The organism is Virgisporangium aurantiacum (assembly GCF_016863635.1).
In the GTDB taxonomy this organism is placed as follows: Bacteria; Actinomycetota; Actinomycetes; order Mycobacteriales; family Micromonosporaceae; genus Virgisporangium; species Virgisporangium aurantiacum.
Genome location: NZ_BOPG01000030.1, coordinates 79887 through 93067, shown reverse-complemented (window position 1 = coordinate 93067; position 13181 = coordinate 79887). Strand labels below are relative to the sequence as shown.

Sequence of the window (13181 nt, the reverse complement as noted above, 5' to 3'; positions counted from 1 at the left end):
ACCCCGCTTTCAGGAGGCACCATGCTCACCCGTTCAACCCGCCGGTCACTGCTGGCGCTCGCCGGCGTGACCGCCGGAATCACCTCGCTCGCCGCCACCGGCGCACCGGCCGTGGCCACCCCCGCCGACCCCGCACCCGACGCCGCGAACGGCGCCTGGGTGTCGCCGGAGGAGGCGGCGAAGTACTCGGCGCCGTCGGCTGACGCGCTGGAGTCGCTCGCGACCTGCACCGACTTCCGCGACTTCCTCCCGAACAGCACCATCGACGTCTGGGTGCCCACCACCGCCGACGGCAACGGCAACTGCCAGCTCGGCCCGGGCAACCAGGGCAACGCCGTCGGCAAGCTGCAACTGGCCATCCGCGACTGCTACCCGGGCGCCGCGCGCATCATGGGCCCCATCGACAAGATCTACGGCGGCAACACCGCCGCCGCCGTCGCCGAGGTACAGCGGATCGAGGGCGTCGTCCCCCGCGACGGCTACTACGGTCCGCAGACGAAGAACGCCATGCTCTGGCCGGGTTACCAGAACGGTCAGTGGGTCGGCTGCCGTCCGCTCGTCTGAGGCCTGACCGGTCAAGGGTCCGGCGAGGGTATCGATCGACACGGATCCGGAGTCTGCTGCGAAGGTAGCCACCGTCCACGACGAGGAGGTCCAGGTGATCCGCTACCTTCGCAGCCCAGGCGGCACCGCGTTCGTCGCCGCGGCGACGCTCGCCGCACTGGTGCTCACCGCGTCACCGGTCCCGGCACAACCCGGCGGGGCCGCCGACCGGCCCGACCCGACCGACCCGCGGCGCGCCACCGGCGCGGCGCGGGCGCGGGCCGCGGAACCCGACCACATCGTGCCCAACGAGCTGCTCAAGGAGAAGCTCGCCGAGGAGGAGGAAGGCGAGAGCGGCCCGGAGCCGACCCAGTCGGCGCTGTGCCAGCAGTTCATCGGCCGGCCGAACCCGTACCGCAACCCGGCCCCGAACGTGAACACGATCATCGGTGACACGATCGTGCAGGCCGGCAGCCAGCAGGGCTGCAGCGCCGCCCAGAACGAGACGACGATCGCGGTCAACCCGATCAACCCGCGCAACCTGGTGGCCGGCAGCAACGACTACCGGGTGTTCAACGCACGGGAGAACCGCAACGACGGCTCCGGCTGGGCGTACACGTCCTTCGACGGCGGCGCCACCTGGATCGACGTCCAGTTGCCGCACCTGACGTTCCAGACCGGCGCCACCGGCGCACTGTCCTACATGGACAGTGCGGGCGACCCGGCCATCTCGTTCGGGCCGCACAACACCGTCTACTACGCCAACCTGGTGTTCAGCCGCACGGTGCCGACCGACGGGTCGCAACAGGCCAGCGGGCTCGCCGTCTCGGTGTCACGTGATGGTGGACGCACGTGGGGCGAGCCGTCGGTCCTCCAGCTCGACGGCGTGACGGCCGCCGGAACTCCCACGCCGACGCTGGTGTTCAACGACAAGGAGTGGATCGCGGCCGACCCGAGGACCGGCACGGTCTACGTCACCTGGACGAAGTTCACCTTCGACGCCGAGGGCGGGTACCTCGAGTCCCCGATCGTCATGAAGAAGTCCACCGACTTCGGCCGCACCTGGTCGGAGGCGCGCCGGGTCGCGCCGGCCCTGACCGGCTTCGCGGGCGGGATCACCCCGTTCGACCAGGGCTCCAACCCGCAGGTCGGCCGCGACGGCACGCTGTACGTCGCGTACGAGGCATCGGTGTGCGAGACCGTTGCGTGCGACGCGCCCGAGGATCACGACGCGGTCGTGGTGGCCACGTCCCGCGACGGCGGCCGAACGTTCCGCAACGAGGAGGTCGCGCTCGACTTCGACTTCCCCGAGACCCTCACCGGCGAGAACTTCCGGCTCAACAGCTACCCGCTGATGGCCTACGACTGGCTCACCGACCGGCTCTGGATCACCTGGGCCGACGACCGCAACGGCGTCTACGACGACGAGGGCTCCGTGCGCACCAACGGCGACGTGTTCGTGGTCGGCTCCCGCAAGGGCAGCACCGGCTGGAGCGAGCCGCTGCGGGTGGGCTCGGCGCAGGACGAGGTGTTCCCCGCCGTCGCGGCCTTCGCCGGCCGGGTGGCGGTCTCGTACTACACCCGCAGGTACGACCCCCGCGGCGTCGGCCTCGACTACGCCTACTCGGTGGGCTGGGGACGGGGCGTCGGCGGCGCGCCGGTGCGCCGGATCACCACGCAGACGTCGGACCCGCGGATCCAGTTCGTCGGCTTCGACGAGGACGGCAACGAGCTCCAGGGCGTGTTCATCGGCGACTACTCGGCCATCGCGATGGGCGTCGACCTGCGGATCCACCCCTGCTGGACGGACTTCCGCGGCCGACCGGGTGTCACCGCCCCCAACCAGGACGTCTACACCCAAACCCTGAACGCCCTCCACTGACGATCACGAGCGGTGGGTCTGGCCGGATGTGGCCAGACCCACCCGGCGACCCCCGCGAGAATTCCGGCACATCCGGAGCTACGGGAGGTCACCGCATGACGTCGGCGTCGAACAAGCACCTCGTCCTCAACGCGTGGAAGGTCTTCGCCACGCGGGACCCGCACCTGGTCCGCGATGTCTTCGCCCCCGACGCCGAATGGCTCGCCCCCGCCGACAACGCCACCGCCCGCGCCCTCGACGGAACCCACCACCTCGTCGGGCGCGACCGCATCGTGCGGTTCCTGACCGAGGAGTTCGGCACCGTCTTCGTCGACGACGTGCGGGTCGACTTCGGCGGCGTCTACGCCGACGGCGACACCGTCGTCGTGGAGACGCGGCTGCGGGCCACGCTCGCGAACGGCGGCCGCTACGACAACGAGTACTGCTTCATCTTCGAACTGCACGCGGGCCGGATCCGGCGGGTCCGCGAGTACATGGACACGCAGCGTGGCGCGAAGTGTTTCGCGTCGGCGGTCACGGCGTAAGGGATAGGGTTTCGCGCGGAGGCGAAACGTGGGCATCTGGCTGATCGACGCGGACGTCCTCGCCAGCAGCCGGTTCCGCGTGTCGGCGCTGGCCGAGACGATCGCGATGATGGGCATGCTCGCCGACCTGCGCCCGCACCGTCCCGGCCAGCTGGCCCGTCCGGGGCCGCTGCGGGCCGCGTTCCGGGCCCGCATGGACGACGACCCAATCGGCCGCGCGTTCCTGAAGAGCGCCCTGCTCCCCACCTGGCTGGCCGACTTCCTCTGCGCCCCGCCGGCCGACGACGAGCGGACCTACGACGACGAGATGCGCCGCATCCGCACCATGTCGGCCGCCGCGCTGCGGGCCGACCTCGCCGGCGAGGACCCCGCGTTGGAGGTGCCGGACCTGGCCGACCGGATAGCCGCCGTGCTCGACTGGGTGTGGACCGAGGCCGTCGAACCCGACTGGCAGCGCCGCGAGCGGGCCTTCGAGGCCGACATCATCGCCCGCACCCGGCGGCTGAGCACCAGCGGGTGGGCGGCCGCCCTGGACGACATGCGGCCCAACATGCGCTGGCTCGGCGAGGGACGCCTGCAGATCAACACCTACGACTATCCCCCGCACGACCTCACCGACGGGCACCTGCTGTTCATCCCCACCACCAGCGCTCGCGGCTGGGTAGGGTTCCGGGAACCGCACCGGTACTCCGTGGTCTACCCGTGCACCGGCCTGCTGGCCGAGGGCCGCCCCACCGCGCCCGACGCCCTCCGCCGCCTCATCGGCCCCGCCCGCGCGACGGTGCTCATCCTGCTGGACAACCCGATGAGCACCACGCATCTGGTGTCGGTCACCGGGTTCGCCCTCGGCGCGGTGGGCAACCACCTCAAAATCCTTCTGGACGCCCGACTCGTGCGCCGCCGCCGCGCCGGCCGATCGGTCCTCTACTACCGCAGCCCCGACGGCGACCGCCTGATCCAGACCACCGCTGAGGCCGGCGACCCCGGGTAGCCCGTCAGGTGATCGAGAACGTCGCGAGCCGGAGGTCCGGGCCGAGCACGAGGTAGACGTCGTGGGCGCCGGTCGCGCCGGTCAGGGGTGCGGTGGCGGTGGCGTACGTGTACACGTCGGAGGTGCTGGCGACGGTGGCCGTCCCGACGAGGCGTCCGGTCGGGGAGTCGAGGCGGATCTCGATCGTGCCGGCGCCCGGGGTGGCCTTGGCCGTGGTGGCGGTGAACGTGCCCGTCCGGCGGCCGAGGTCGGCACCGGCGAACCGGATCCAGGCGCCCGGCGCGGTCGCGCTCACGGCCGTCCCCGTGATTTTGCTTTCGTCGACGAGCCGTACGCCGGCGTATCCGTCGAAGTTCTCGGCGCGGGTGGGCCGGGACAGGTCCCGGGGTGGGATCTTCTCGCCGGCGACGCGCACGGTGGCGCGTTGCCGGATGTCGTCCGACGAGGCGCCGACGAGCAGCTCGTAGTCGGATGCCTCCACGACCCACCGGCTGCGGGTCACGTCCCAGTGCGCGAGGTCGGCGACCGGCACCGTGAACCGCACCGTCGTCGTCCGGCCGGGTTTGAGCGTCACCTTCTCGAAGGCCCGGAGCTGCTTGAGCGGCACCGGATCCCGGGACGTGCGTTGGTGCGTGTAGAGCTGCACGACCTCGTCGCCGGCCCGCCGGCCGATGTTCGTCACGTCGACGTCGACCGTCACCGTGCCGCCGGCCGTACGGGCGCGGATGTCCGAATACCGGAACGTGGCGTAGGACAGGCCGTGGCCGAAGGCGTAGAGCGGCTCGCTCCGGTTGTAGAGGTAGGTCTGTCCGGAGCTGATGATGTCGTAGTTGAACAGGTCCGGTGGCAGGTCGGCGGTGGAGCGGTACCAGGTCTGGGTGAGCCGGCCGCTCGGGTTGTGGTCACCGAAGAGGACGTCGGCGAGCGCGTGCCCGGTCTCCGATCCGGCGTGGGTGGTCCACAGGAGCGTGTCCGGCTGACTGTCCATTGTGGTCGGATAGCTGTCCTCGAGCACCACGACGGTGTTCGGGTTCGCCGCGGTGACCGCGGCGATGAGGGCCTGCTGGCTCGCGCCGAGGTCGGTGTTCGCGCGGTCGTGGTTCTCCCGGCCGTAGATGAACGGGTTGCTGCCGACCACGACCACCGCGGCGTCCGCACCGCGCGCGGCGGCGGCCGCGCCGGCGGCTCCGTCGGTGACGACGTCACGGGCGAAACGGGACGCCTGTGCGCGCGTGCCGGTGCCGACGGTGCCGTCGGCGGTGACCGTCACGAAGTTCTCCCGGAACGGGTACCAGCTCTCGTGCGTCTCGTACCCCACGTACTCGATGAGGTAGGTGCCGTCGGCCTGCGCCTCGAACCGGAACTGCTGCTGCACGAACCAGCCCGTGGGCCGCTCCGACGAGGTGGTGAAGGGCCCGAAGTTCCCCGTGAGGTAACGGCCGTTGTCGGCGTTGCGCAGCGTCGAGTAGTCGCCCATCCAGTCGTTGACGTCCCACCGTGACGCGGGGCTCGGCGCGGTCGTCCCGACGATGTTGTCGCCGCCGCCGGTGCCGGTCGCGGTCAGGTAGCGGCCGGTCGTGGTGTCCCGGAAGGTGACGCGGTCCAGCCCTTCGACGCCGGTCACCGCACCTTGTCCGCCGACTCGTTCCCTGATGCCGTCGAGCGGGGTCACCTGGTACGGCATGTTCCCGCCGTACCAGTCGCTGAACAGTTGGTCGTGCAACGGTCCGATCACCGCGATCTTCTTCGTGCGGGCCGCGTCCAATGGAAGGGTCTTGTTCTTCAGCAGGACCATCGCCGCCGCGGCGGTCTTCCGGTTCAGGGCGCGGTGGGCGGGGCTGTCGATGACGTCGGCGCCGATCCGCCCGTACGGGCCGCCGTCCGGGTCGAGCTGGCCGAGCCGGATCCGGATCGTCAACGCCCGCCGCACCGACCGGTCCACGTCGGCCTCGGTGAGCAATCCCTTGGCCAGAGCGGACTTCAGCTCGGCGACCATCGGCGCGCTGTCGCTGCCGTCGATGGTGAAGCTGTCGAGACCGGCCCGGAGCATCGCCGCATAGGCCTGGTCCAACGTGTCGTAGTAGTGCTGGGGGTCGCGGATCGCCTGCGGCCCGAACGCGTCGCTGACGTTGTACAGCTCCTTGTTCGTCCACGACCGGACGGTGGCGTACAGTTCCGCGTCGACGTGCGTGGGGCGGCCGTTGACCAGGTTGTACGAGCCCATCACGCCGGTTGCGGCGTTGGCCGCGATCGCCGGCCGGAACGCGGCCTCGTCGTACTCGTGCTTCACCCGTGGCGGCAGGTTCGACGAGTTGGTGTGCCGGTTCGTCTCGTTGTTGTAGGCGAGGTAGTGCTTGAGCACCGGTGCGGTCTTCAGGTAGACGGGGTGGTCCCCCTGCAGTCCCTTGCCGTAGGCGGTGGAGATGGCGCCGGTCAGCAGCGGGTCCTCCGAGTAGCCCTCCTCGTTGCGGCCCCACCGCGGGTCGCGCAGGAGGTTCACCACCGGGGCCCACACCTGGGTCCCCCACACCACCGGGTCGATCGAGTTGTACCCGCGCACCTCGTCGCCGACGGCCGCGCCGACCTTCCTGATGAGCGCCGGATCCCAGGTGCTGGCGAGGCCGACCGCCTGGGGGAAGACCGTACCCTCGGCGAGCACCTGGTTCCAGTTGTCGGTGTAGCTGTTCGACCAGCCGACGCCGTGCAGCGCCTCGGTACCGTTCTTGAAGTACGGGATCCCCAGCCGCGGGATGGCCGACTGGCTCTGGTGCAGCAGCAACAGCTTCTCGTCGAGCGTCAGCCGGTCGAGGAGGTCGTCGACCCGGACGGCGACCGGCAGGCGCGGGTTCTGGAACGGATAGGCCGGCGCCGCGGCGGCCCGGGCCGACACGCCCAGGGACGCGAGCAACGCCAGCACAAGCACGGTCGCAACACGCACTCGTCCCACGACTTCTCCTCACGGCACCGCGAACTCACAAAACGGCGGGCGAAGCGTGGGGAGGCGTCGAACCGCTTCGATGCGCGAAGCTTAGAGATCGCGATGACCAGCGTCAATGGAAGCGTGAATCCTGTGCTGGATCTGCCAATCGGCATCATCGACGTGAATCCGACGAACACCCGGCGCGGCCGGTCACCGGTGCGTGTTCTCCAGGTGCCAGCGGATGAGTTCGGCCCGCGAGCCGAGCTGTGTCTTGGCGAGGATCCGGCGGACGTGGCTCTCGACCGTCCGTTCGGAGAGCACGAGGATGCGCGCGATCTCGCGGTTGGGTAGCGCCCGGGCGACGAGCGTGACGACCTCCCGTTCGCGCGCGGAGAGCGGGTCCACGACGTGGGTCTTGAGCGCGGCAAGCCGGTCGGTGAGCCGGCCCGCCGTGGCCAGGAGCCCCGGCATGTCCAGGCGGCGCGCCTCGCCGGCGGCCGCCCGCAGCGCTCGCGTCGCCGCCGGCAGGTCACCGGTGTCCATCAACGCGCCGGCCAGGCCCATCCGCCCGCGCGCGAGGTAGGGCCTGGCGCCCAGCCGGGCGTCGACCCGCAGCCCGTCCTCGAAGTGCGGCACCGCGGCCGCCGGGTCGCCGCAACCGACGTCGAGCTCGCCCACGATCCGCGCGACGGAGCCGCGGTAGAACACCGTCCCGGCGCCGACGGCCACGGTCGGCCCGTACGTCCGCGTGACGAGATCCCGGACGGTGTGGCAGCCGGCGGCATCGTCGAGGCCGACGGCGAGGTCGGGCAGGAACGCCAGGGCGGCCACGTCGAGGTAGCCGTGACGCATGGCCGCCACGGCGGAGGCCACGGTTTGATAGAGCCCCCACGCCTCGTCGCGGCGCCCGGCCACGAGGAGGGCGGCCGCGAGGACCGCGCGGGCGACCGGCGGGTAGCGCTCGACGTCGTCGAGGTGATCGGCCCAGTCGTCGGGCAGGTCCGCGGGATCCCGACGCAGCAGCGCGAGGTTCACCGCCTGCGCGAGGTGGGTGTACCGCACCGACGGGTCCTGCCAGCCTCCGGCGACCCGCTCCGCCTTCGCCGCCAGCCGCCGGCACCCGGCGAAGTCACCGAAGAGCCCGGCCATCGAGGCGTTGCGCCGCAGCGCATGCCACCGCACGAGGGGCAGGTCGGTGCGGTCGGCCAGGGCCTGCAGGGCCGCGATCTCCTCCTGCGCGGCCGCCAGGTCCGCCCGGTGCATGGCGGCGTCGGATCGCCACACATGCGCCCACAGCTTCGCCAACGGCCGCCCGGTCACCTCCGCGAGGGCGATCGCCCGCTCGCCGAGGCTCGACACCTCCGCGCCGGCGCCCGGCTGCCAGACGACGGCGGCCCGCGCCCGGATCGCATCCAGTTCCGCGTTCGGGTCGCCGCCCGCGGCGGCCGCGTCGAGCGCGACCGTCGACCAGGTGCCCGCCTCGTCGAGGTCACCGGTCTCCAGCAGCGCGCACGCCAACTGCGCCTGGACCCGGACGCGCAGTTCCGGCGCCGGCTCGTCGCCGTCCGGCGGCGCCAGCGCGCGGCGGCACAGGTCGGCGAGCGCGACGTTGATGTCGGGGTCGCCGATGCCCTGCACGACGATCGCGGATCTGGCGACGATCCCGGCCCGACCGGTCCGCTCCCCCTCCTCCGCCGCACGCCGGCAGGTGGCGACGCTTTCCCGGATCCGACCGGTCAGGTACTGCGCCCGGGCAAGATCGAGAAGCAACTCGGCACGGTCGGCTTGTTCGGGACCGGCTTCCGGGCCGGCGTCCATGCCGGCGTCCATGCCGGCGTCCATGCCGGCGTCCGGACCGGCGTCCAGGCCGGCGTCCAGGCCGGCGAGCGCGACGTCCAGATACGGGATGGCGTCGTCGAAGGCGGCCGCGGCGAGTGCCGCGCGCGCGGCGGCCACCGCCCACGTGACCGCGCGGCCGGGCTCACCGCAGCGGGCCCAGTGCCGGGCGACCGCGCCCGCCCGGTCGGCGCGGGCCACCGCGAGCGGCTGGAGAATCTCCGCGGCACGGCGGTGCAGCGCCGCCCGGCGCGTCGGCGACACGGCGGCGTACACGACGTCGCGGACGAGTTCGTGGGCAAAGCGGATCCGGTTGTCACCGGCGGCCGGGCCTTCGATCAGACCGGCCGGAACGGCGGGCATCAGGCGTTCGACGGTGACCTCGACCGGTTCCGTACCGAGGAGTCCGGCGATCATCGCGGCGTCCGCGGCCGGACCCAGAACGCTGAACGCCTCCACCGCGCGGGCGGCGGCCGGGCCGGCGGCGTGCATGGCCGCGGCGACGAGGTGCCGCAGTTGCGGAGCCGCACCGACGGTGTCGTCCCACGTCACCCGGCCGCGGAGCTGATCGGCGGCGACCCGGCTGAGGGTCCGCAGGTAGAGCGGGCTGCCGCCGGACAGGTCGGCCGCGTGGCGCAGCGCCGCCGGGTCCGCTTCCGGGACGGCGCTCACCAGCAACGCGATCGAGTCGTCCGGCCCGAGCGGTTCGAGGCTCACCACCTCGGTACCGGTGGGAGGCGGCGGAATCGGCAGCCGATCCGGCCCGTTCCGGACGGTGGCGATCACCAGCAGGTGCAACCGGCGGATCTCCGCCGCGACGCGGCCCAGCAGTCGCAGCGTGGCCTGGTCGGCCCACTGCAGGTTGTCGATGACGATCAGCAGGCCCGACGCCGCGCGGGCGTGCTCGGCAAGGGCGTCCACCACCGCGGTCTCCGCGACGAACGTCGCCGCCGCCTCGTCCTCGGCCGACGCATATCCGGTCCGCGGCTGACCCGAACGCAGCGCCGCGATCGCGGCGCGCGGCCCCGGCAGGAACCGGACCGCCCTCGCCCACGGCCACAGCGCCGGCATTCCCGCGTCGTCGGTCGCGGCACCCCAGCACACGTCGACGTCGGTGGTGTCGGTGAGCTCCTCGACCAGGCGGGTCTTGCCGATCCCCGCCGGGCCGCTCACCAGTAGCAACAGCCCGGATCCGGCCCGAGCGTCGGCGAGGGCCCGCCGCAGCCGGGCCACCTCGTCCCGCCGACCGACGAACGGGTCCACCCGGGCAGTATCGCGCGCCGGTGCCGGTCGGATGCAGTACGGCATTGCGTGGCAGCACTGATGCGTCCGAACAGGTGACCGGAGACCCTCGGAGCATCCAACCCATCCAGCCTGGAAGGACACACTCATGTCGAATCTGACCACGTGGACGGTCTCCATCAAGGCCACGAACGTCGACGGGTACCTGCGCCACCGGAACTTCCTGGGCGAACTCGATCCCATCGCGAACAGAGCCGGCCAGGACGCCAGGGACGCGTCGTTCGTCCTGGTGCCCGGCCTTGCCGACGACCGGCTGTTCTCGATCAGGGCGCGCTACGACTTCGCCGATCACTACCTGCGGCACCAGGAATACCGTCTCAAGCTTCAGGAGTACCAACTCGGCGACGAGCAGTTCGCGAAGGACGCGACCTTCGCACTGGTCCCGTCGTTGGCCTCGCCTCCGCCGGGCGGCCCGTACGGTGTCTCGTTCCGGCCGTACGAGTTCTCCAAGCACTACATCCGGCACCGCGACCACCACCTGTGGATCGACGAGTACCGCGACGAATCCCTCTACCGGGCGGACGCCTCGTTCGTGCTGACCGACTCGATCTTCGAGGCGATCCGATGAGCACCATGATCCGGCGCAGGCCCACCGTGGGGTTGGCGATCGTCGAACTGGCCGCCGCCGCCGCGCTCGTGGGCGGCCCGGGCCGCGCGACGCCGGCGCAGGCGACCCCGCCCATCGGTGCCTGGCAGAACATCCTCGCGTACCGCACCGGAAAGTGCGTGGACGTCTACGCCCAGTGGACCGGTGACGGCGCACTCGTGCACCAGTGGAACTGCCGGATGTACGAGAGCCAGCACTGGACGTTCGTGCCCACCGGCGACGGCTACTACTACGTCATCGCGCGCCACAGCGGAAAATGCCTGGACGTGCAGAACGCGTCGACCGCCGAACGGGCCACGGTTCATCAGTGGACCTGCGTCGGCTGGCCGAACCAGCAATGGCGCCTCGAACCCGTGACGCATCTGCCGTACCCGGGATACCTCCTCGTGGCACGGCACAGCGGGATGTGCCTCGACCTGTTCGACGCGTCTCCCGCCGACGGCACACGAATCCAGCAGATGAGGTGCTCCGGGTTCAACGGCCAGTGGTGGAGCCTGGGCCCGCCCCAGTGACCACACCCCTCACGACCGGCCGTGCCGGTCGTGAGGGGTCAGAACAGCACCGGGCGGAGGAGGACCGTGTACCGCTGCGGGTCGGGCGGCGTGCCGTGGAAGTGGGTGAGGAACGCCTGCTGGAAGCAGGCGCCGAGGAGCAGATCGGCGACCGCATCGGTATCGGCGTCCGCGCGGACGCGGCCCAGCTCGCGTTCGGCGCGTAGGTACCCGGCGAGCGCCTCGTTCACCTTGTGCGGGCCGGCACCGAGTTGCCCCATCCGCCGGCGGTGGGCGTCGAAGATCGCCGGTTCGGCGAAGATCGAGCCGACCAGCGGGAAGTTCTCGCCGTAGAACGCCGACGCCGCCACCGCGATGGCCGTCAAATTCCCCGCGACGGTGGCGCTGCCCGGCCGCACCGCCAGCGCGTCGCGCAAGGGGCGGAAGCCCGGCGACCGTTCCTGGAGGACGCCGAGGAAGATCGCGGCCTTGTCGGTGAAGTGCTTGTACAGGGCGGCCTCGGACAGGCCTGCGGCCTTCGCGATCTCCTTCGTGGTCGCCCGGGCCAGGCCGCGTTCCCGAATGACCCGCAGGGCGCTGTCGAGGATCACGTCGCGGGTCAGTGCCATCCACCACCTCCGGTTGACAAGTGAGTGTTCACTAACCAACCATATCGGTTAGTGAGTACTCACCAACCTAGGGAGTGGCATGAAAATCCTGTGCGCCGGAGACAGCCTGACGCGGGCCTCGGTCAGTGGCGACTACGTCGGGATGCTGTCGGAACGGCTGCCGCACGCCGTCGTCGTCAACGCCGGCGTCAACTACGAACCCGGCGCGGTGCTCGCCGCCCGGATCCCCGGCCTGGTCGCGGAGCACCACCCCGACCTGGTCACCGTGCTGACCGGCACCAACGACCTGCGGGCGCAACTCGACGACCGGGACCGGACGGCGTTGCGCAAACGCTGGGCGCTGACCGCCGATCCGACGCCGGACGCGTACCGGGCCGTCCTCACCACGATCGTGCGCGGCACGGGGAAACGGACCGGGCTGCTGTCCCCGCCGGTCCTCGGCGAGGACCTCGACTCCGGCGCCAACCGGTTGGCCGCCGAGTTCGCCGCGATCGCCCGTGCTGTCGCCGCCGACGAGGGTGTCACCTACCTGCCGCTGTTCGAACGGACGGCCGCCGTGCTGCGGGACACCGGCCCGCGGCCGGGTGCCGCGTACCGGCCCGGCGTCATGTACGCGGCGCGGGCCGCGATGCGGCACTTCGTCCTCCGGCAGTCGTTCGACGCGATCTCCCGCTCGCGCGGCCTTCTGCTCAGCACCGACGGTGTGCACCTCAACTCCCGGGGTGCGGCCATCGTGGCCGACCTCGTCGAGGACTTCGTACGGGACGATCGACCGTACCTGCGCGGGATTAGCGGATCGGGTTCTCGATCGTCACAATGACGTCATGACGGCCACGATCGGCCGGGTCTGATGCCGTGACCATTTCGGAACCGCAGGCGACCCGCGAGGCGGTACTCGATGCCGCGCTGGCCGTGTTCACCGAGCACACCTACGGCGGTGCCGCGATGTCGGTGCTCGCGTCCCGGGCCGGGGTGGCTGTCGGCACCATCTACCGGCACTTTCCGAGCAAGGAAGCGCTCGGGAACGCGGTCTACCGGCGGTGGAAGGTCCAGCTGGGCGAGCACCTGTTCGACGATGCCGATGCCGGATCGATACGAGCAGAGTTCGGCCGGATCTGGCGCGGCATGTTGCGGTTCGCCGCCGCCCATCCGGACGCGTTCGCATTCCTGGAACTGCAGCAGCACGGCAGCTACCTCGACGCGGAGAGCGTCGAGGTGACCCGCCGGATCGAGCAGGCCGGTGCCGCGTTCGTGGTGCGTGGGCAGCAGACCGGTGAGATCCGCGACGGCGACCCGGCCGTCCTGGTGGCGCTGGTCTACGGCGCGTTCGTCGGACTGGCCGCGACGGACCGCGCCGGCGCCGGACTCGACGAGGGTCGGCTCCAACTCGCCGAGGACGCCGTCTGGGACATGCTGCGGGCCCGCTGAGACGCCCGGCCTGAGAGTCCTCTCAGAT

Annotated in this window: 11 protein-coding genes; 8 read left to right on the top strand and 3 right to left on the bottom strand. The window is 71.4% G+C overall.

Annotated features, from left to right (window positions below; all coding sequences use genetic code 11):
- Positions 1-21 precede the first annotated feature (21 nt).
- The 4 genes from Vau01_RS24010 to Vau01_RS23995 all read left to right on the top strand — a co-directional run bounded on the left by Vau01_RS24010 (position 22) and on the right by Vau01_RS23995 (position 3940).
- Positions 22-564, top strand: coding sequence for a peptidoglycan-binding domain-containing protein (locus Vau01_RS24010; RefSeq protein WP_203996541.1), 543 nt, complete (start codon positions 22-24; stop codon positions 562-564).
- 94 nt (positions 565-658) lie between these two features.
- A complete protein-coding gene (locus tag Vau01_RS24005; RefSeq protein ID WP_203996540.1) occupies positions 659-2425 on the top strand; it encodes a sialidase family protein in 1767 nt (588 codons plus the stop codon).
- 95 nt (positions 2426-2520) lie between these two features.
- Positions 2521-2949 carry a nuclear transport factor 2 family protein gene (locus tag Vau01_RS24000; protein WP_203996539.1) on the top strand — a complete coding sequence of 143 codons (429 nt, stop codon included), beginning with the start codon at positions 2521-2523 and terminating at the stop codon, positions 2947-2949.
- Between the two features lie 28 nt (positions 2950-2977).
- Positions 2978-3940, top strand: a complete 963-nt coding sequence (locus tag Vau01_RS23995; protein WP_203996538.1) for a transcriptional regulator — start codon at positions 2978-2980, stop codon at positions 3938-3940.
- 4 nt (positions 3941-3944) lie between these two features.
- On the opposite strand, the gene Vau01_RS23990 is transcribed toward Vau01_RS23995, so the two are convergent.
- Together Vau01_RS23990 and Vau01_RS23985 are read right to left on the bottom strand one after the other, a co-directional pair.
- Positions 3945-6887, bottom strand: coding sequence for a glycoside hydrolase family 3 protein (locus Vau01_RS23990; protein WP_308440481.1), 2943 nt, complete (start codon positions 6885-6887; stop codon positions 3945-3947).
- A gap of 183 nt (positions 6888-7070) precedes the next feature.
- On the bottom strand, positions 7071-9959 hold the full coding sequence (locus Vau01_RS23985) for an AAA family ATPase (protein ID WP_203996537.1): 2889 nt from the start codon (positions 9957-9959) through the stop codon (positions 7071-7073).
- Positions 9960-10086: 127 nt separating this feature from the next.
- Here Vau01_RS23985 and Vau01_RS23980 point away from each other — a divergent pair, with 127 nt between their 5' ends.
- A complete protein-coding gene (locus tag Vau01_RS23980) occupies positions 10087-10566 on the top strand; it encodes an AbfB domain-containing protein (RefSeq protein WP_203996535.1) in 480 nt (159 codons plus the stop codon).
- The gene (locus Vau01_RS23975) at positions 10563-11117 is read left to right on the top strand and encodes an RICIN domain-containing protein (RefSeq protein ID WP_203996533.1); all 555 of its coding nucleotides are present in this window, start codon (positions 10563-10565) and stop codon (positions 11115-11117) included. Before Vau01_RS23980 ends, Vau01_RS23975 begins: the two co-directional genes overlap by 4 nt.
- A gap of 38 nt (positions 11118-11155) precedes the next feature.
- Here Vau01_RS23975 and Vau01_RS23970 read toward each other — a convergent pair whose 3' ends face one another.
- A complete protein-coding gene (locus Vau01_RS23970; protein ID WP_203996531.1) occupies positions 11156-11725 on the bottom strand; it encodes a TetR/AcrR family transcriptional regulator in 570 nt (189 codons plus the stop codon).
- A 79-nt stretch (positions 11726-11804) separates the two neighbouring features.
- On the opposite strand from Vau01_RS23970, the gene Vau01_RS23965 reads away from it, so the two are divergent.
- Together Vau01_RS23965 and Vau01_RS23960 are read left to right on the top strand one after the other, a co-directional pair.
- Entirely contained in the window at positions 11805-12545 is a 741-nt protein-coding gene (locus Vau01_RS23965) for an SGNH/GDSL hydrolase family protein (RefSeq protein ID WP_203996529.1), read from the top strand.
- 35 nt (positions 12546-12580) lie between these two features.
- Positions 12581-13153 (top strand): TetR/AcrR family transcriptional regulator, encoded by a 573-nt coding sequence (locus Vau01_RS23960; protein ID WP_203996527.1) that lies wholly within the window; start codon positions 12581-12583, stop codon positions 13151-13153.
- Positions 13154-13181: the final 28 nt, after the last annotated feature.